We start from the raw sequence: 19,090 nt of genomic DNA, 5'->3' as shown, positions 1-19,090 counted from the left end.
GCTTACTCCTTGTAGTAGGCAATTTGGTGGGTGCTGGCCAGCAGCTGGCCGGCACTGTTCCAGATGTGGCCGCTCTGGTCGGCAAAATTGTTGCGAAACTCCTGGCCGGTGGCCTGGGCCAGCACGTAATCATCGCCGCTTTGCGCCAAAGTCTGGGCGTCGGCGTGGAAGTACACGGTCATGGAGACGGTGCCGGCGGGCACTTGCTTGGCGCGGCGGCGCCAGATGCGTGGGTAGAACACGTCGCAGACGGCCGCCAGGGCGCAGAAATCCAGCGCGCGCGGCGTGCTTTTGCGTACCCAGAAGCTGGTCAGGCTGTCGTTGTTTTCGCTGCCGTCCCATTCGCTGGGGATGGGGCCTTGCAGCGGCACCAGGGCGTACTGACGCAGCCAGGGGGTGAAGCTGGTGACGACGATGGGCTCTTGCGCCGGATCGGGGCCGCCTTGCACGGGGGCGGGCACATCGCTGGCCGACCAGGTGGGGCGGCGCACGGCGGTGACCAGGCTGGCCGTAGTGGCAATGATGGGCTGGCCCGATTCGGCGTCATCGACCCATTGCTCGATCTGCCAGTGTTGGGTGGAGCGGTTGGTGCGCACGGGCCGGGCCTGAATGCGGAATGGGCCGTCGGGCACGGGGCCAGCGAAGTTGATGGTCATGGCCGTGGGCTGGCCCAGGCATTGGGGGTGCTGCAGCGCGGCGTTGAGCAGCACCGCGGCGGTGATGCCGCCGAAGGGGCCGATCATGTTGCGGTAGGCCTCGCTGGTGTGGCCGGTGAAGCTGTCATCGGCGCCGGCTTGCAGCGCGATGGCCTGGTCGAATGGGTGCATGGCATGTCCCTTGTGTGGTGGCGGCGCTTGCCGCGGTGGCCGCAGCCAGCGCCATGGTGGCCACTGGCTGCGGGGGCTGGCGCATCAGGCCAATCAGGTCAATATCAGGCCAGGGCGTGCGTGGTCTGCATCAGGCTTTGCGCATTGTTTTGCGCGCGGCGCAGTGCGGTTTCGACTTCGGGCATCAGGCGTGCGAAGTAAAAGCGCGCGGTCTCCAGCTTGGCGGCGTAGATGGGGTCGGTCTGGCCGCGCGCCTGGGCGGCCAGCGCGACCTGGGCGGCGCGCGCCCACAGCCAGCCGAAGGCCATGTGGCCGACGATGCGCAGGTAGTCCACGGCCACGGCGCCGATTTCGTCCGGGTTGCGCTGCGCGCGCGCGCCGATGGCCTGGGTCAGCTCGGTCAGGCGCTCGCCCAGCTCATGCAGCGGCAGCAGGAACTGGGCCAGCTTGGCCTCGCTGCGGTGCTCGGCGGCCCAGGCAGCGATTTGCTTGCCCAGCGCGGTCAGCGCGCGGCCCTGGTCGCCCATGACCTTGCGGCCCAGCAGATCCAGCGCCTGCACGGCGTTGGTGCCTTCGTAGATCAGGTTGATGCGCGCATCGCGCACCAGTTGCTCCATGCCGGTCTCGCGGATATAGCCGTGGCCACCGAAGACTTGCTGGCAGCCGATGGTGGCGGCCATGCCGTTGTCGGTGATGAAGGCCTTGACGACCGGGGTCAGCAGCGCCAGTTGGGCATTGGCCGAGGCGCGCTGCTGCTCGTCGGGGTGGTGGTGGGCCTGATCGAGCAGCAGGCCGCAGTAGCTGCCCAGCATGCGCGCGCCTTCGGCATAGGCCTTGGCGGTGAGCAGCTGGTGGCGCACGTCCGGATGCACGATGATGGGGTCGGCGGGCTGCTCGGGCGCCTTGGGGCCGCTGAGGCTGCGCATTTGCAGGCGCTCCTTGGCGTAGGCCAGGGCGTTCTGGTAGGCGATTTCGGTCAGGCCCAGCGACTGGTTGCCCACGCCCAGGCGGGCGGCGTTCATCATCACGAACATGGCGGCCAGGCCCTTGTGCGGCTCGCCCACCAGGTGGCCCACGGCGCCGTCGAGCTGCAGCTGCGCGGTGGCGTTGCCGTGGATGCCCATCTTGTGCTCGATGCCGGTGCAGAAGATGCGGTTGCGCTCGCCAAGCTGGCCGTCCTCGCCGACCAGGTACTTGGAAACCACGAACAGGCTGATGCCCTTGCTGCCCTGCGGCGCATCGGGCAGGCGCGCCAGCACCAGGTGCACGATGTTCTCGGCCAGGTCGTGTTCGCCGGCGCTGATGAAGATTTTGTTGCCGGTCAGCAGGTAGCTGCCGTCGGCCTGGGGCTCGGCCTTGGTGCGCAGCAGGCCCAGGTCGGTGCCGCAGTGCGGCTCGGTCAGGCACATGGTGCCGGTCCACTGGCCGCTGGTCAGCGGTGGCAGAAAGCGCTGCTTGAGCGTGTCGCTGCCGTGCGCCAGCAGCGCCTCATAAGCGCCGTGCGACAGACCGGGATACATGGTCCAGGCCTGGTTGGCGCTGTTGAGCATTTCGTACACGCACTGGTTGAGCACGAAGGGCAGGCCCTGGCCGCCGTATTCGGGCTCGCAGGCCAGCGAGGGCCAGCCGGCCTCGACGTACTGGCGGTAGGCGCTTTGAAAGCCTTCGGGCGTCTTGACGCTGTGATTGGCGGCGTCGAACTGGCAGCCCTGCGCATCGCCCGGGGCATTGGTGGGCAGCACCACTTCAGCGGCGAATTTGCCGGCCTCTTCAAGCACGGCGTTGAAGGTGTCTTTGTCCAGCGAGGCGTAGCGCGGCAAGGCGTTCAGGGTGTCGATGGCGCCGAACATTTCGTGCAGCACAAAGTGCATGTCGCGCAGGGGCGGGGTGTATCGCAGGCTCATGGGGTGCTCCTTCAGTCAAGAGGGGGGATGGGTAAAACAAAGGCGAACGAAGACTGGGCCAATGGCCGGGTGCGCCCCCTCAAGGGGGCTGATGCAGCGCCGGTGCATACGCGGCAATCAGGCGCTCAAAGCCGTGCTGGGCATAGTCCAGCGCTGTGGGGTTGCGCAAAAAGCGCACTTCGTAATGCAACGCCAGCACCAGCGCATGGATCTCAAACACCAGTTGGGCGGGCGGTGCGTCAGGGTTCAAATGCCCAGCCGCTTGGCTTTGCGCCACGGCGCGCTGCAGTGCGTCCATCCAGCGGCGCACCGAGTGCTGCAGGGCTTGGCAGACAGGGCCTGGGCGGTCGTCGAAATCGACTGCGCCGCTGATGAACACCCCCGAATCCACGCCGGAGACGGTGTGCTGCATCCACAGCTGCACCATGCGCCGCAGCCGTGGCAGGCCATGCGATTGCTCCAGCGCAGGCTGGAAAACGGCCTGCGCAAAGCCTTGGTGGTATTGCTCGATGACGGCAATCTGCAGCTCTTCGCGCGAGCCGAAGTGGGCAAACACGCCGGACTTGCTCATGCCAGCCAGCTCGGCCAGCGCGCCGATCGACAGCCCCTCCAGCCCGACCTGGGCCACCAAGCGCAAGGCCGCGTCCAGAATCGTCTGACGGGTTTGCTGCCCTTTGTGGGAGATGGCGGCAGAAGCACTACGGGGGCGCACACTGGTCATGGCTGGGTAGAAAAAAGCACGGTCGTTCTATTTTAGGGATAAAGCATGGCCTGTACAGCCCGATGGCACCAAGATCAGTGAAAACCTGGATGCCCAGCGCCTGGCGGGGGCGGACAATCGGGCGGCCTGCGCCGGTCTGGCGCTGGCTCGCAGGCAGGCCAGCAACTGCCTTTTACCGAGAGAGCACCGATGACTTCTTCCCTTGAGCCAGCGCTGCAATGCCTGAACCAGATGCAGCAGCGCCTACAGCAATTGCGCCAGCAGCCGCAGCAGGCGGGGGATTTCAGCCAATGGGCGCTGGCGCAGTCTGATTTGCTGGGCGCATTGCCTGCTCAGTTTGGCGCCGTGCTGCGCGACTTGCTCAACCGGCTGGAGGCCAGTGCGATGTTTACCGAGGACAGCTGCTCCTTCAGTCAGGGAGAGCTGTACCAGAGCCTGCAGCTGTGGCTGGACAAGGCCGGCGAACGCCTGCGGGCTTGAAAGCCTGTTTGAAATCTCTTGCCCGTGCACTGAGATTTTGAACAGGTTCCGAGCCCCCGCTCTGGTGGGCGCTGACTGACACAAGCTGTGGTGTGTTGTGCCCAAAGAAAAGGAGCGCCTGTGGCGCTCCTTTCGATGTCCGTCGTCCAATCAAGGCGCTCAATCGAGCTTGACGCCCGAATCCTCGACAACACCCTTCCATGTCTCGTAGTCCTGCTTGAGGAAGGCGCCGAAATCGGCGCGGCTCATGGTCTTGGGTTCTGCCCCTTGCTTCTGGATGGACTGGCGCACCTCGTCGTTATCCAGCAGGGCATTGACGGCCTCGTGCATGGCATCGGCCACGGGGGCGGGCACGGCCGCAGGGGCCATCACGCCATACCAGGTGCTGACGTCGAACTGTGCCACGCCTTCGATGCCCGATTCGGCCACGGTGGGCACATCCGGCAGGGAGGAGCTGCGCGCGGCTGAGGTCACGGCCAGCGGACGCAGCTTGCCGGCCTTGATTTGCGCCATGGCCGAGGGCACGGAGGACACCAGCAGCTGCACATTGCCGGCGATCACGTCCACCAGCGCGGGGTTGGAGCCCTTGTAGGGCACATGCACCAGGTCAATGCCTGCGGCGCCCTCGAACAAGTGGCCAGCCAGGTGGATGGAGGTGCCGTTGCCGGGCGAGCCGTAGGTGACGGTGCCCGGTTTGGCCTTGGCAGCAGCCACCACATCGGCCAGGCTCTTGAAAGGCGAGTCCACGCTGGTGGAAATCAGCACCGGCGAATAGGCCACGTGGGCGATGGGCGTGAGATCTTTGACCGGATTCCAACCCAAGTTTTTGTAGAGCCAGGGGCCGATGACCAGGTTGTCCTTCTGGCCAAGCACAAAGTCATAGCCTTCGGCCGGGGCCTTGACCGCCTCGCCAATGCCCAGTGTGCCGCCCACGCCGGGCTTGTTGTCGGCCACGATGTTCCAGCCCTTGGCTTCGGTGAGCTTGCTCGACACCAGGCGCGCCAGGATGTCGGTGCCGCCGCCGGGCGGGAAGGGGACGATCATGCGGATGGGCTTGCTGGGCCAGTCTTGTGCGCTGCTGGCCTTGGCATCCTGCGCGGCGGCAGGGCTCAGGCCAATCAGGCAAGCCAGGCCGATGGTGGAGCCGAGCATCAGTTTCTTGAACATGGCAAATCTCGCTGAGTGTGGGAAATGGCGTGAGAGAAGGGGGAGGGCGCACGCCGCACAGAAGAGGTTGGCGTGCCAAACGCGCTAGCTTACACAAGAAAAGCGCCGGCAGCCCCAAGTGCCGGGCTGCTGGCGCATGGCCCGCTGCCCAGCGCTCAAACAACCAGCTCGTTGAGGGCCGAAGTGCTGCCGCTGTGGGCCTTGAGCGGACGCTTGAACAGCACGACAAAGGCGTTGCCGGCCACCTCGCCGCGTTCGGCCGTGGGGCGCTCGATGCGCTGGTAGCCGATGCTGGCGCCGTGGCGCTCGCACAGCTCCTGGCACAGGAAAAGGCCCAGGCCCGAGGAGCGGCTTTCCGACGAGAAAAAAGGCTCGAACAAATGCTGCTGCACGGATTTTTCCAGCGGCGCGCCGTCGCTCCAGACCGTGAGCATGGCCTGGCCGTTGGCGCCCAGCTGCGTGAAGACCTGCAATGAGTCGGCGTGCGGGCCCATGTAGCGCAGCGCGTTGTCCAGCAGGTTGACGAGGATGCGGCGCAAATGGTCGCGGCCGAAGGCCACATGGGCTGCGCCAGCGGCCAGTTGAAGCTGCAGCTGACGGCGCTGCGGTTCGTGGCGCTGCCAGTCGTATACGCACTCGCGCACCCATTCGTCCAGTGCCAACACCTCGGCATGGTCGGCGGCGCTGGCTTGGCGCTGCACGCGCGCCACGTCCAGAATGTCCTCGGCAATGCGGCGCAGGCGCTCGGCATTTTGGCGAATCATCTCGGTCAGGCGCTGTGCGCCAGGGTCTTGCAGATCCTCGGCCAATAAGGTGTTGGCTTGGATGATGGCGCTGAGCGGGTTGCGGATCTCATGGGCCACGGCGGCCGACATGCGCCCCATGGAGGCGAGCTTCTCTGTACGCACCTGGGCCTCAACCTTGCGCAGATCGCGCAGGAACATCACGCAATGGGCGCTGGGTGTGGCATGTGCGCCCCTCCTGGGCGGCAGGCTTTGGGTGATCCAGGAGCGGGCGTGGATGCCCACCGGGCTGGCGCCGGGCGGCAGCAGGCTCAAATCGGCCACTTGTGGCGCCTGGCGCCGCATCGTGACCTTGGCCATGGCCACCAGCGGGCGCCAGACGGGCTGCTGATTCAGATCCAGCGGCATGCGGCTGTCAGGCGGCAGGCCCAGGATGTCCAGCGCGGCCGGGTTGCTCGAATGCACCACCATGGCCTGGTCAATGACCAGTACGCCATCCTCCAGGTTGCTGATGACCAGCGCGTTGACCTGGCTCTGGCGCAGCGCGGCCTCGCGGCTCTTGCGCCCCTCCTGCTCCTCGCCCAACAGGCGCGAGGCCATCTGGTAAACCAGCAGGCCCAGCATGAAAAAGCCCAAGCCCGAGAGCAAAGCCTGCAAGATGAGCTGTGGGCTGGTGGCCGCATCGCCGGGCCACAGCAGCGGCCAGGCCAGCACGGCAAAGACCCCCAGTACGGTGGAGATCAGCACAACGAAATTGCCCAGTGCCGCCGCCATCAGCACGGGCAGGCCCAGCAGCGGCAGAAGGCTGACATCGTTGCCTCCGTGCCAGTACAGCAGCAGGCCGCAGAACACTACGTCCACAGCCAGTGTGAACAGCCAGTGCAGGGCCGGTGCGCGGCGTGGCTGGCATGGGCCCAGCAGCCAGCGCGTCAGCGCCGCCAAGAGCAAATAGCCGACGCACAGCCACAGCGTGGCGTTGTTGATCTGATTGGTAATCAGGCGCTCGGTGCCCAGCAGAAACAGCAGCGCCAGCGCCAGCATCATCCGCGCGGTCAGAAAGCCGCGCCACAGGCGCTGGAAAGGGCCGGGTGCGGCCTCGGCAGAGCGGGACAGCCCCAAGGCTGCGCGCCAGAAACCCATGCTCAGCTCCCCCGCTGCAACTGCCGGGCCAGGTGGCGGTGCTCGCGGCACAAATGGCGGCCTTGCCCGCTGGGGGTGGCCAGGCGCTGATCCACCTGCGCGCCGCAAATCTGGCAGGGCACCATGGCGACTGGTTCAGGTGGCAGGGCTGGCCGAGCCCGCGCTTCTGTCATGCGGCTGCGCCGCAGCCGCGCCCAGACCAGTACAGCCACCACCAGCACCAGGCTTGTGAGAAAGAGTTTTTGCAGCATGAGAAAACCGATCAGTGTTGCCTGTGTGGCTGGGTGCTCTCGCGGGGGGAGGGCGAAAAGTGCATAACACGCTCTAGCGCTGCAGCAGCACTTCCAGCACGAAGCGCGAGCCCACGTAGGCCAGCAGGAGCAGCACAGCCCCGGCGTTGAGCAGGCGCACGGCCTTTTTGCCGCGCAGCCCTTGGCGCCAGCGCGCCCACAGCAGCGCGGCAAAGGTCAGCCAGGCCAGCGCGGCGAAGACTTCCTTGTGGCGCCAGGCCCAGGCACTGCCATTGACTTGCTCGCCAAAGAAGAATCCGGCGATAAACGTGGCCGTCAGCAGCGCAAACCCCGCCTGGGCGAAGCGAAAGGTCAGGCGCTCCAGCGCCAGCAGCGGCAGTTCGGTGTCGTGCTGGCCGTCCAGGGCGCTGCTGGCCGTGCGCATGCGCTTTTCAGCGCGGCGCATCAGCCAGCCATGCGCCACGGCCGCAGCAAACAGGCCATACGAGGCAATGCCCAGGGCCAGGTGTACGGCCATCCAAGGGCTGGTCTTCTCATTGAGCGCCTGCCCAGGGAACAGCGCTCCGATCAGCACCGACAGCGCACCCATCACCATCAGCCAGCGCTGCGCAGGCAGGCGCGGCAGGACTTGGTATTCGATCGCATACACCGTCAGCACCAGCCAACCCGTGACGGAAAGCGCCGGGCCAAAGCCGAAATGCAGGCCGTGCTGTAGAAACCCCAGCGCGATGACCAGCAAATGCAGCAGCCAGGCAGCCAGCAGCGCCAGGCGCGGCGGATGGCCCTGGCTGCCGCGCAAGGCCAAGGCCGCAGTCAACAAATAAGCCGTGGCTGCGGCGATGGCCAAGGCCATGGGGGGGCCTGCAGGTGCGCTGGGTACAATCATGTGCAAAGTGTACTGCGCTGCTTGCGCGGCCCGTGGCGATGCCATCCGCACATGGCATCGCCACGGGCGTTTTGGCCCTGCGGCATGTTGGCCGCCCAGCCCGGTCGCTGCTGCCGGGCTTTTCCTATGGAGAATCTCGACCATGGCATCTGCCCTGAATGACAAGCTCTCGCGCCTCGTCAAGGAGATGCGCGGCCAGGCCCGCATCACCGAGGCCAATGTGCAGGACATGCTGCGCGAAGTGCGCATGGCGCTGCTGGAGGCGGACGTGGCCCTGCCCGTGGTGCGCGACTTCATTGCCCGCGTCAAGGAAAAGGCCCTGGGCCAGGAAGTCGTGGGCTCGCTCAAGCCTGGCCAGGCGCTGGTGGGCATCGTCAACCAAGAGTTGGCCGCCACCATGGGCGAGGGCCAGGCCGAGCTGCGGCTGAACGTGCAGCCGCCAGCGGTCATCCTGATGGCCGGCTTGCAGGGCGCGGGCAAGACCACCACTACGGCCAAAATCGCGCGGCTACTGCGCGAGCGCATGAAGAAAAAGGTGCTGACCGTCTCGGGCGACGTGTACCGCCCGGCGGCCATCGAGCAGCTCAAGACCGTCACGGCCCAGGCGGGGGCTGAATGGTTCCCCAGCTCGCCCGAGCAAAAGCCGCTGGACATCGCCCGAGCTGCGCTGGACTATGCCAAGAAGCATTACTTCGATGTGCTGATCGTCGATACCGCCGGGCGCCTGGCCATCGACGAGGTGTTGATGGAGGAAATCAAAGGCCTGCATGCGGCGCTGCAGCCAGCTGAGACGCTGTTCGTCGTCGATGCCATGCAGGGTCAGGACGCGGTGAATACCGCCAAGGCCTTCAGCGAGGCGTTGCCGCTGACGGGCATCGTGCTGACCAAACTCGATGGCGACTCGCGCGGCGGCGCGGCGCTGTCGGTCAAGCACATCACCGGCGCGCCCATCAAGTTCGCTGGCGTGAGCGAGAAGATCGACGGCATCGAGCTGTTTGACGCCCAGCGCCATGCCGGGCGCATCCTCGGCATGGGCGACATCGTGGCGCTGGTCGAGCAGGTCTCGGCCGGCGTGGACATGCAGGCTGCGCAAAAACTGGCCGAGAAGGTCAAGAGCGGCGATGGCTTTGACCTGAACGACTTTTTGATGCAACTGCGGCAGATGAAGCAAATGGGCGGCCTGTCCTCGCTGATCGAAAAGCTGCCCGGCGAGCTGGCCGACAAGGCCGGGCAGGTGGACATGGCGCGCGTCGAAAAGGACGTGCGCCGCAAGGAAGGCATCATCTGCAGCATGACGCCGCAAGAGCGCCGCCGCCCTGATCTCATCAAGGCCCAGCGCAAGAAGCGCATCGCCGCAGGCGCTGGCGTGCAGGTGCAGGAGGTCAACCGCCTGCTCAAGGAGTTCGAGCAGATGCAAGGTATGATGAAAAAAATGAAGGGCAGCGGCATGCTCAAGATGATGAAAAAGCTCGGCGGCGTCAAAGGCTTGCTGGGCGGCGGTGGCATGCCCAAGCTGCCGTTTTGAGGGCGTGTACTGAAAGCCCAAACCCATTTCGTGCACAAGCCCCTGCGGGGGCTTTGTCTTTGTTCTTTGTGTTTCTTTGTGCTTTTGCCGCGGCTGCGCGCTGCCGCTGGCCTGAGCAGCCTGCCCGTTTTCTGTGATTGCCATGAACCAGTTTCCTCCCATCCGCAAGGCCGTCTTCCCCGTTGCCGGGTTGGGCACGCGCTTTCTGCCTGCCACCAAGGCCGCCCCCAAGGAAATGCTCAACGTGGTGGACAAGCCCATCATCCAGTACGCGGTCGAGGAGGCCTACGCCGCAGGCATCCGCCACATGGTGTTTGTCACCGGCCGCAGCAAGCGCGCCATCGAAGACCATTTCGATACCGCCTATGAGCTGGAAAGCGAGTTGGAGGCCGCTGGCAAGACCGCCTTGCTGGAGCTGGTGCGCAGCGTGCAGCCCAGCGACATGGTGTGCACCTATGTGCGCCAGCCCCGCGCGCTGGGCCTGGGCCATGCCGTGCTGTGCGCTGAACCGCTGGTGGGCCAGGAGCCTTTTGCCGTGCTGCTGGCCGACGACTTGATGACCGGCAGCAACGGCGGCCCCAATGTGCTGATGCAGATGGTGCAGGCCTACCAGCGCAGCGGCGCCTCGGTCCTGGCGGTGCAGCAGGTGCCCGAGGACCAGGTCTCGCGCTACGGCATTGTGGCTGGCACGGCGCTCGATGGGCAGACCACCCGCGTCGAGCGCATCGTCGAAAAGCCCCAGCCCGAGCAGGCCCCGTCACGCTTGGCCGTGGCCGGGCGCTACATCCTCTCGGGCGCGATCTTCGATGAAATCCGCAGGCTGCCCAAGGGCGTGGGCGGCGAGATTCAGCTCACCGACGCCATCGCGCAGCTGCTGCAACACCAGCCCGTGCATGCGCTGGCCTACGACGGCAAGCGCTACGACTGCGGCAGCAAGGAAGGCTTTTTGCAGGCCACGGTGGAAATGGCCTTGCAGCACCCGCAGGTGGGCGCGTTCTTCCGCGATTACCTGCGCCAATTGCCGCTGGTTGAGCAGCCCGGGCGCTGAGCGCCATCACCCAAACAACAGGCCCGCCTGCAATGCTGCAGGCGGGCCTGTTGTTTGGGGGGGCGGGCGTTGTCGCCAGGCCCGATCAGTGGTCGTGATCGTGCTTGGACTCAAACGTCAGCGAGGACATCATGCTCACTGTATCGGCCTCGCTCTTGTTGGTGTGCGCCACGCTGTGCTCCACGGCCAGCACGTTGAAGCCTTCGCGCGCCACCTTCAGCTCGGCGCGGCCTTCGGCGTCGGTCGTGACTTCATCGGCATCGTGGTCGAAGAAATCGACGCTGACCTTGGCGCCAGCCAGCGGCTTGCCTTCATAAAGCACCTGCACGCTCAGCTTGTCGCCCTCCTCCAGCTTGGCAGGGTTGACGGCCGGCACGATCTCCAGCGCATAGCCCAAGGCCTTGACTGGCTCGCGCGCGTTTTGGTAGCTGACCGAGTACATCAGCCCCAGCATGGCTTTCTCCACCTTGGCCGGATCGGCGGCGGCGCTGCGCGGCTGGTTGTGCCACTTGCCGTCCGCCCCCTTGTGCCAGAAGCCGCTGCGCAGCGTATAGCCCAGCACGCCGGGCTTGTCGGCCTCCAGCGTGGCGTAGCGCTGCTCGTGCGGCACGACCTTGGCCTCCACGGCATTGCCGTTTTTGTGGGCGCGAGCATCGATCACCTTGGCCGGGTCATACGCATCGGTATCCGTCGCGTCGTGGCCGTACATGATGGTGCTCTGGCCATGGATATGGGCCAGCCAGGTGCCATGCGCATGTGCTGTGCCGGCCAGCAGCCCGGCCCCAGCCAGCGCCAGTGTAGCCAGGGGCAAACGATGCCAAGTGGTGCGAATCATGCTGAATCCTTTCTTTCAAAGTCGCAGATGAGAATTGATTTCATTCATAATGATGCCTGAAAAATTCCATCGGTTTGCGCTGGCGCGGGCCATTTGCTTCCTTTCAAGGACATTCACACCATGTTCACCACCGCTTTTCATCCAGGCCCGCTGCGCCCATTGGCCTGGGGCCTTTCGCTGGCCTTGCTGCTGGGCTCAGCATCGGCGCTGGCCCATGCGCCGCGCCTGAAGTGCCAGCCCGATGGCAGCACGCACGTGCAGTGCGAGGGCGGCTTCTCCGACGGCAGCGATGCCAAGGGTGTGGAAATCTCCGTGCTCTCCTACGAGGACAAGCCGCTGTGGAAGGGCGCGCTGGATGCCCAATCGCGCGTGCGCTTTGAGCGCCCCAAGCAGGATTTCTATGTGCGCTTTGAAGGCGGTGAAGGCCATACGCTGGAAGTCGATCAGGATGACATCCGCTGAGGCCTGCGCGGTGCTGCCCGGCGGCTGCTTGCAGCAGGTGCCGCCAGCCAATGCGCGCCAGGAGGCGCGCTGGGTGCTGGCCACCGCCGCCTTGGTGGTGGCGTGCAGCGCCCTGGTGGTGCTGTGGCACCACCGGCACGGCCCCGGCCACACGGCCTTGCAGGCCCACCGGGTGGATCTGGCGCTGGATCTCTCCGCCGCCGAACAGGGCGCTTACACCGATTTGCAGGCCGTACTGGATGAATGGCTGGCCGCAGGCGCTGCGCTGCCCCCGCCCGAGCCCGCGCATTGGGCGGGTGAAGGCTGGGCGCCCTTTGCCAATGATTTGGCGGCCCAGCAGCGCGGCCCGCGCCAGTGGGCGCTGCTGCACAGCCAGGGCCGCTATGCCTATCTGGGCGTGCCTGTCGCTGCCCACAACGCCAGTGCGGCCAGCCACGCGGCGGCGCGCGCCTGGCTTTGGCGCCTGCCCTCAGCCGGGGCCGAAGCTGACGCCAACGTGGTCGATGTGTGGCTGCACGCTCTGCCTGCCCATCCAGCGCCTGCTGCGCTCACCCCCGCCGGGCTGGACGATGCCAGCCTGATCGAGCAAGGCTGGCAACAGGTGGCCGCGCACCTGCACGCGCATTTGCATGGGCAGCCGCAATCGGCGCAGTCCAGCGCACGCGGCCATTGAGTCGCCGCCCCAGAGGCAATCCAGCGTCGATCTTCCCTTTCACTCCTCTTGCTCTGATACAGGCATGAACGCTTTGCCCCCTCACCTCCTTGCTCGTACGCCACGGGCTGGTGCGCCTGCCATCACCCGCCGCCGCGCCGCCGCCAGCCTGGCTGCGCTGGCCGCCAGCGCCTGTCTGCCTGCCCGCGCCGCCCGTGCGGATCAGCCCATGCGCGTGGGCATCACGCTGCACCCGTATTTCAGCTTCGTCAGCCACATCGTGGGCGATCGCGCCCAGGTGCTGCCGCTGATCGACGCGGGCTTCAACCCGCACGCCTACGAGCCGCGCGCCGAGGACATCAAGCGCATTGGCCAGATGGACGTGGTGGTGCTCAACGCCATCGGCCACGACGACTTCGCCAAGCGCATGATCGCCGCCAGCGACAAGCCCCAACTGCCCACCATCAACGCCAATGCCGACGTGCCGCTGCTGTCCACCATGGCGCTGGGCACGCCGCAGGGCCGGGCGGTGAACCCGCACACCTTCATCTCCATCAGCGCGTCGATGATCCAGGTCAGCACCATCGCGCGCGAGCTGGGCAAGCTCGCCCCCGCGCACGCGGCCTTCTTCTCAGACAACGCCCGCGCCTACAACCGCCGCCTGCGCAAGCTGCGCGCCGATGCGCTGGCCCAGGTCACGCAGGCGCCCGATGCCAGCTTTCGCGTGGCCACCGTGCACGGCGCCTACGACTATCTGCTGCGCGAATTTGGCCTGGAGGTCAGCGCCGTGGTCGAGCCTGCGCACGGCATGGAGCCCAGCGCCGCCCAGCTCAAAAGCATGGTCGAGCGCATGCGCGCGCAAAACATCCGCGTGCTGTTTGCCGAGCAGGACAACCCCGGCGGCTTCGTGCAGACCCTGGTGCGCGAGACCGGCGTGCGCGTCTACCCGCTCACGCACATCTCGCACGGCCCCTACACGGCGGGCAAGTTTGAGCAGGACATGGCCCACAACCTGAACACCGTGGTGCGCGCCATTCAAGAATCGCGGGGGCCGCGCGCATGAACGCTCCCTTGAGGGCCCCGATGACGGCCCCCGTGCCCCCAGCCGCCGGCCCGGCCGTGCGGCTGCAAGGCGTGGGCCTGCAACTGGGCGCCACGCGCATCCTGCAAGGCATCGACTGGCAGGTGCAGCCCGGCCAGGTGCACGCGCTGGTGGGCCCCAACGGCTGCGGCAAGAGCAGCCTCATCAAGACCGTGCTGGGCCTGATGCCGCATGAGGGCAGCGTCACCCTGCACTGGCCCGGCGCCGCGCCCGGCGTGCTGGCCTATGTGCCGCAGGCCATCGAGTGCGACCGCACCCTGCCCATGACGGTGCAGGACTTCATGGCCTGCATGCTGCAAACGCGCCCGCTGTACTGGGGCATCCGCCGCAGCGTGCGCGAGCGCATCGCCGCTGCGCTAGCCCAGGTGGGCATGGCGCACAAGGCCAGCCGCCGCATGGGCGACCTCTCCGGCGGCGAGCGCCAGCGCGTGCTGCTGGCGCAGAGCCTGGTGCCGCCGGCGCAACTGGTGCTGCTGGACGAGCCCATGGCCGCGCTCGACCAGGCGGGCATTGCCGTGTTCGAAAGCCTTCTGGCCGCCTGGCGGCAGGCGCGCGCCACCGTGCTGTGGGTGGAGCACGACCTGGGCGCCGTGCGCCGCCTGGCCGATCACGTCACCGCGCTGCGCCAGGGCCGCCTGCTCTGGAGCCGCCCGCCCGCCGCGCTGCACGATGCCGAAGTGGTGCTGCAGTTGTTCGCCCGCCGCGGCCCGGCCAGCGCGCAGGCCGATGGCAACACCGACACCGACGCCGAAACGGCTACGCACAGCGCCGCCCGCGCGCCCGCACATCCCCCCGCCGAGGAGCTGGCCGCATGAACGCGCCCCACTTGCTCGACACCGTGCACCAGGCCCTGCAATCGGGCGTGGCCGCCGGCTGGCTGCCCGCCATGCTGCAATACGGCTTCGTCGTCAACGCGCTGCTGGCCGGCCTGCTGCTGGGGCCGCTGCTGGGCGGCCTGGGCACGCTGGTGGTCGTCAAACGCTTTGCCTTCTTCTCCGAAGCCGTGGGCCACGCCGCGCTGACCGGCATCGCCATCGGCATCATGCTGGGCGAGCCGCCCGCCAACCCCTACGGCAGCCTGTTCGGTTTTTGCATCCTGTTCGGCCTGCTGCTGAACTACCTGCGCGGGCGCACCGGCCTCTCGCCCGACACGCTGATCGGCGTGTTCCTGGCCGTCTCGCTGGCGCTGGGCTCCAGCCTGCTGCTGTTGCTGGCCGCGCGCATCAACATCCACATTCTGGAAAACGTGCTGTTCGGCTCCGTGCTCACCGTCGATGGACGCGATCTGAGCGTGCTGCTGGCCATCACCGCTCTCACGCTGGCCGCGCTGCACCGCAGCTACAACCAGGCCATGCTGGCGAGCTTTCACGCCCCGCTGGCGCAGGCGCGCAAGCTGCCCGTGCAGTGGCTGGACTACCTGTTCGTGATGCTGGTCACGCTGGTCACCGTGGCCGCCGTCAAAGTCATCGGCGCCATCCTCGTGGGCGCGCTGCTGGTCATCCCCGCCGCTGCCGCCCGGCTGCTGGCGCACTCCATGCGCAGCTTCTTCTGGCTGACCGTGGCTTTTGCCAGCGCCTGCACCCTGGTGGGCATTGCCGTGCCCGTGGCGCTGGACATCCCCGTGCCCTCCGGCGCCGCCATCATCCTCTGCGCCGGCACGCTGTTCGCGCTGGCCGTGCTGCTGCGCCTGCGCGTGGCGCAGCCGGCCGTGTAGCGCCCCGCTGCCCATCGCCCGCTGCCTCTTGTACCACGCCCCCACCGCCTGCCTGAAAGATCCGTCATGAGACCTGCCATGCCCCAGACGCGCCCCCGCTTGCTTGCCCTGACCACGCTGGCCGCCCTGGCCTCGGCCCTGCTCGCAACGCCTGCCTTGGCCACCCACTCGGCCGCCAGCCCGGCAGTCAGCGCTCCAGCCAGCGCCCCCGCCAACGCATCCGCCACAGCCCCAAGCGCCAGCCCTGCCACAACGCCTGCTACAGCGCCTGCCGCCGCCCCGCTGCGCGTGCTGGCCGCCCACCCCGTGGTGCACGGCCTGGCCCAGCAACTGCTGCAAGGCAGCGGCATCGAGCTGCTGCGCATGGCCCCCGCGCGCCTGCCCGCCAACCGCCTGCCCGCTTACCTGGCCGGGCGCGGGCAAGACGAACTCCTGGCCGCCGCCGCGCAGGCTCACGCCGCGCTCACGCTGCGCTCCATCTGGCCCGACGACCAGCTCTACCCGCTGGCACGGCGCGCCAACATCCGCATCGTGGAAATCGACGTGGCCCACCCCATCGAAGGCGACCTGCCCGGCGTAACCCTGCCCGCCCGCCAGGGCGACCAGGGCGACGCCCCCGGCCATGCCGCCGCCAGCGTGCTGCACAACCCGCCCTGGCAAGACAGCGCCAACCTGGCCCGCATGGCCACGCTCATGGCCGATGCGCTGGCGCGCCTGGCGCCCGAGGCCGCGCCGCGCCTGCAGGCCAATCTGGCCGCCATCCAGCAACGCCTGCAACAGGCCGAAGCCCAGGCCAGCCGCGCCCTGGCCCAGGCCAGCGACGTTTCCGTGCTGCTGCTCTCGCCCCGCATGCAGGCCCTGGCCACCGCCTTGCAACTGGAGGCCGTGCCCTGGCAAGCCCCGGAAAAAGACGACGCGCTGCCCAAGGCCTTGGCCGAAGCCCTGGCGCGCGGGAAACCGCGCGCCGTGCTGGCCCACGCCGCGCCTGACGACGCTGTGGCCCAGGCCATCGCCGCCAGCGGCGCGCAACTGGTGGTGCTCAGCGAAAGCGCCCCCGACCCCGTGGCCGCGCTGGCCGAGGCCATGCAGGCCGTGGCGCAGGCACTGAGCACGCCCTGAGCACGCCATTGAGCGTGTCTTGATCGCCTGCTCAAATTCGTGGCGCGACAGGCCCGCAAGCGCCCAATGGCACTGGCATGCTGCCCTGCGCAGGGCATAAGGGGCGCGGATAATAGCGGGCTTTGTTTTTGCCTTCTGATGCCATGACCACTACTGCCGACACCCTGCTTTCGCAACTTCAGGCCATCGTCGGGGCCGAACATGCCCGGCAGGGCGGCGATCTCAGCGCCTGGGAGCAAGACTGGCGCCAACTGGCCCAGGGCCGCGCGCTGGCGGTGGTCTCGCCCGCCAATACCGAGCAAGTCGCCGCCGTCGTGCAAGCCTGCGCGGCGGCCAAAAAGGCAGGGCTGGGCGTGTCCATCGTGCCGCAGGGCGGCAACACCGGGCTGGTGCTGGGCAGCACGCCCGACGACTCCGGCATGCAAGTGGTGCTCAGCCTGCGCCGCATGAACAGCGTGCGCGCCATCGACCGGCACAACCTCTCCATCACGGTGGATGCCGGCTGCATCCTGCAAAACGTGCAAGAGGCCGCCGCCGCCCAGGGCCTGCTGTTCCCCTTGAGCCTGGCGGCCGAGGGCAGCTGCGTCATCGGCGGCAACCTGGCGGCCAACGCGGGCGGCACGCAGGTGGTGCGCTACGGCAACACGCGCGAGCTGTGCCTGGGGCTGGAGGTGGTGACCGCCGATGGCCAGATCTGGCACGGCCTCTCGGGCCTGCGCAAGAACAACACCGGCTACGACCTGCGCCATTTGATGATCGGCAGCGAGGGCACGCTGGGCATCATCACCGCCGCCACCATGAAGCTCTACCCCCAACCCGCCGCCGTGTGCTGCGCCTGGCTGGCCGTGGATTCGCTGCAGAGCGCCGTGGGCCTGCTGGCGCTGGCGCAGCAGCATCTGCACTCGGGCCTGACCGGCTTTGAAACCATGGAGAGCGATGCCCTGCGCCTGGTGGAAAAACACATGCCGCACATGCGCATGCCCATTGATGTGGCCGCAGGCCAGGCCTTCGTGCTGCTGGAATACTCCGACGACGAAAGCGAAGACCGCGCCCGCGCGCGCCTGGAGGGGCTGCTCGAAGCGGCCTTCGAAGCCGAGCTGCTGACCGACGGCGCCGTGGCGCAAAGCCTGGAGCAAGCCCAGCGCATGTGGGACATCCGCGAGCACATCACCCTGGCCCAGGCGGCCGAGGGCCTGCACCTCAAGCACGACATCTCCGTGCCCACCTCCAGCATCCCTGCCTTCGTGCAGCGCGCCAAAGAGGCCTTGCAGCAGGCGCTGCCCGGCGCGCGCGTCATCAACTTCGGCCACCTGGGCGACGGCAACCTGCACTTCAACGTGCAAGCGCCCGAAGGGGCCGATCCGCGCCAGTTTGTCGATACCTGCCAGCGCCAGGCCGAAGCCGCCATTTACGACTGCGTGGCGGCGTTTGACGGCTCCTTCTCCGCCGAGCACGGCGTGGGCCGCCTCAAGCGCCACGACCTGGCCCGCTACAAAGACCCCGTGGCCCTGGGCATGATGCGCGCCATCAAAACCGCGCTGGACCCGCTCAACCTGCTCAACCCCCACGCCTTGCTGCCCGATGCGGCCGCCTGAGGCCAGCCCAACCGCCAGCCGCACACTGCCCGCTTGCCATGCCAACGCCCCCGCCCTCCGACCAATACGAAACCCTGCTGCGCCACGTGTTCGAGCACGGCACGCCCAAGGCCGACCGCACGGGCACGGGCACGCGCAGCGTGTTCGGCTACCAGATGCGCTTTGATCTGTCGCAGGGCTTTCCGCTGGTGACGACCAAAAAAGTCCACCTCAAATCCATCATCTACGAGCTGCTGTGGTTTTTGCGCGGCGATGGCAATGCGCGCTGGCTGCAAGAGCGCGGCGTGACGATTTGGGATGAGTGGGCCGATCCGCAAACGGGCGATCTCGGCCCGGTCTATGGCGTGCAGTGGCGCAGCTGGCCCACGCCCGATGGCCGCCACATCGACCAGATCGCCCAGGTGATCGAGACGCTGAAACACAACCCCGATTCGCGCCGCATCATCGTCAGCGCCTGGAACGTGGCCGAGCTGGACCAGATGGCGCTGATGCCTTGCCATGCCTTCTTCCAGTTCTATGTGGCCGATGGGCGGCTCTCGTGCCAGCTCTATCAGCGCAGCGCCGATTTGTTTCTGGGCGTGCCCTTCAACATCGCCAGCTATGCGCTGCTCACGCACATGGTGGCGCAGCAAACGGGCTTGCAGGTGGGCGACTTCATCTGGACGGGCGGCGACTGCCACATTTATGACAACCACGTGCAGCAGGTGCGCGAGCAACTCTCGCGCACGCCTTATCCGTATCCGCAACTGCACATCGCGCGCCGGCCAGCGTCGATCTTTGACTACGCCTACGAGGATTTCGAGGTGCGTGATTACCAGCACCACCCGGCCATCAAGGCCCCTGTGGCGGTGTGAAGGCAAGCCAGCGCCCTTGGCCGCCAAGAGTGGCCAAGGGCGCTGGCACGAGGGGGCTGTCAACA

General features: G+C 67.2%; 19 protein-coding genes. 11 read left to right on the top strand and 8 right to left on the bottom strand.

All coding sequences use genetic code 11. The annotated features are described in order from the left end of the window. Positions 1–2 precede the first annotated feature (2 nt). From CK620_RS08105 to CK620_RS08095, 3 genes are all read right to left on the bottom strand, one after another. A complete protein-coding gene (locus CK620_RS08105) occupies positions 3–827 on the bottom strand; it encodes an acyl-CoA thioesterase (protein ID WP_095549866.1) in 825 nt (274 codons plus the stop codon). Between the two features lie 104 nt (positions 828–931). Beyond that, complete coding sequence (locus CK620_RS08100; protein WP_095549865.1) at positions 932–2,731, bottom strand: acyl-CoA dehydrogenase C-terminal domain-containing protein; 1,800 nt, start codon at positions 2,729–2,731, stop codon at positions 932–934. Between the two features lie 79 nt (positions 2,732–2,810). Continuing rightward, positions 2,811–3,452: a TetR/AcrR family transcriptional regulator gene (locus CK620_RS08095; protein WP_095541588.1), complete on the bottom strand. Its 642-nt coding sequence runs from the start codon at positions 3,450–3,452 to the stop codon at positions 2,811–2,813. Positions 3,453–3,641: 189 nt separating this feature from the next. Here CK620_RS08095 and CK620_RS08090 point away from each other — a divergent pair, with 189 nt between their 5' ends. Continuing rightward, entirely contained in the window at positions 3,642–3,932 is a 291-nt protein-coding gene (locus CK620_RS08090) for a hypothetical protein (RefSeq protein ID WP_095541587.1), read from the top strand. A 159-nt stretch (positions 3,933–4,091) separates the two neighbouring features. Here CK620_RS08090 and CK620_RS08085 read toward each other — a convergent pair whose 3' ends face one another. The 4 genes from CK620_RS08085 to CK620_RS08070 all read right to left on the bottom strand — a co-directional run bounded on the left by CK620_RS08085 (position 4,092) and on the right by CK620_RS08070 (position 8,119). Next, complete coding sequence (locus CK620_RS08085; protein ID WP_095549864.1) at positions 4,092–5,099, bottom strand: Bug family tripartite tricarboxylate transporter substrate binding protein; 1,008 nt, start codon at positions 5,097–5,099, stop codon at positions 4,092–4,094. Positions 5,100–5,254: 155 nt separating this feature from the next. Further along, a complete protein-coding gene (locus tag CK620_RS08080) occupies positions 5,255–6,982 on the bottom strand; it encodes a sensor histidine kinase (RefSeq protein ID WP_095549863.1) in 1,728 nt (575 codons plus the stop codon). 2 nt (positions 6,983–6,984) lie between these two features. Further along, on the bottom strand, positions 6,985–7,233 hold the full coding sequence (locus CK620_RS08075) for a hypothetical protein (protein WP_095549862.1): 249 nt from the start codon (positions 7,231–7,233) through the stop codon (positions 6,985–6,987). A gap of 73 nt (positions 7,234–7,306) precedes the next feature. Then, on the bottom strand, positions 7,307–8,119 hold the full coding sequence (locus CK620_RS08070) for a cytochrome C assembly family protein (protein WP_095549861.1): 813 nt from the start codon (positions 8,117–8,119) through the stop codon (positions 7,307–7,309). A 142-nt stretch (positions 8,120–8,261) separates the two neighbouring features. On the opposite strand from CK620_RS08070, the gene ffh reads away from it, so the two are divergent. Further along, positions 8,262–9,644, top strand: coding sequence for a signal recognition particle protein (gene ffh, locus CK620_RS08065; protein WP_095549860.1), 1,383 nt, complete (start codon positions 8,262–8,264; stop codon positions 9,642–9,644). A 142-nt stretch (positions 9,645–9,786) separates the two neighbouring features. Beyond that, positions 9,787–10,692, top strand: coding sequence for a UTP--glucose-1-phosphate uridylyltransferase GalU (galU, locus tag CK620_RS08060; protein WP_095549859.1), 906 nt, complete (start codon positions 9,787–9,789; stop codon positions 10,690–10,692). An 85-nt stretch (positions 10,693–10,777) separates the two neighbouring features. On the opposite strand, the gene CK620_RS08055 is transcribed toward galU, so the two are convergent. Continuing rightward, positions 10,778–11,527, bottom strand: coding sequence for a DUF4198 domain-containing protein (locus CK620_RS08055; protein WP_095549858.1), 750 nt, complete (start codon positions 11,525–11,527; stop codon positions 10,778–10,780). A gap of 120 nt (positions 11,528–11,647) precedes the next feature. Here CK620_RS08055 and CK620_RS08050 point away from each other — a divergent pair, with 120 nt between their 5' ends. From CK620_RS08050 to CK620_RS08015, 8 genes are all read left to right on the top strand, one after another. Further along, the gene (locus tag CK620_RS08050) at positions 11,648–11,989 is read left to right on the top strand and encodes a hypothetical protein (protein ID WP_095549857.1); all 342 of its coding nucleotides are present in this window, start codon (positions 11,648–11,650) and stop codon (positions 11,987–11,989) included. Continuing rightward, positions 11,976–12,662 carry a DUF6162 family protein gene (locus tag CK620_RS08045; protein WP_095549856.1) on the top strand — a complete coding sequence of 229 codons (687 nt, stop codon included), beginning with the start codon at positions 11,976–11,978 and terminating at the stop codon, positions 12,660–12,662. Before CK620_RS08050 ends, CK620_RS08045 begins: the two co-directional genes overlap by 14 nt. Before the next feature lie 64 nt (positions 12,663–12,726). After that, complete coding sequence (locus CK620_RS08040) at positions 12,727–13,704, top strand: metal ABC transporter solute-binding protein, Zn/Mn family (protein ID WP_095549855.1); 978 nt, start codon at positions 12,727–12,729, stop codon at positions 13,702–13,704. Positions 13,705–13,724: 20 nt separating this feature from the next. Continuing rightward, a complete protein-coding gene (locus CK620_RS08035) occupies positions 13,725–14,558 on the top strand; it encodes a metal ABC transporter ATP-binding protein (RefSeq protein WP_095549854.1) in 834 nt (277 codons plus the stop codon). Next, the gene (locus CK620_RS08030; protein WP_095549853.1) at positions 14,555–15,457 is read left to right on the top strand and encodes a metal ABC transporter permease; all 903 of its coding nucleotides are present in this window, start codon (positions 14,555–14,557) and stop codon (positions 15,455–15,457) included. Before CK620_RS08035 ends, CK620_RS08030 begins: the two co-directional genes overlap by 4 nt. Positions 15,458–15,535: 78 nt before the next feature. Then, positions 15,536–16,576, top strand: coding sequence for a metal ABC transporter solute-binding protein, Zn/Mn family (locus CK620_RS08025; RefSeq protein WP_143326013.1), 1,041 nt, complete (start codon positions 15,536–15,538; stop codon positions 16,574–16,576). 143 nt (positions 16,577–16,719) lie between these two features. After that, entirely contained in the window at positions 16,720–18,171 is a 1,452-nt protein-coding gene (locus tag CK620_RS08020) for an FAD-binding oxidoreductase (protein ID WP_095549851.1), read from the top strand. Positions 18,172–18,209: 38 nt separating this feature from the next. Next, positions 18,210–19,025 carry a thymidylate synthase gene (locus CK620_RS08015; RefSeq protein ID WP_095549850.1) on the top strand — a complete coding sequence of 272 codons (816 nt, stop codon included), beginning with the start codon at positions 18,210–18,212 and terminating at the stop codon, positions 19,023–19,025. Positions 19,026–19,090 lie beyond the last annotated feature (65 nt).

It is taken from the genome of Vandammella animalimorsus, assembly GCF_002285285.1.
Classification (GTDB): Bacteria; Pseudomonadota; Gammaproteobacteria; order Burkholderiales; family Burkholderiaceae_C; genus Lampropedia; species Lampropedia animalimorsus.
Note: the sequence above shows the minus strand (reverse complement) of the source record. Positions and strands in the feature narration are given on the sequence as shown.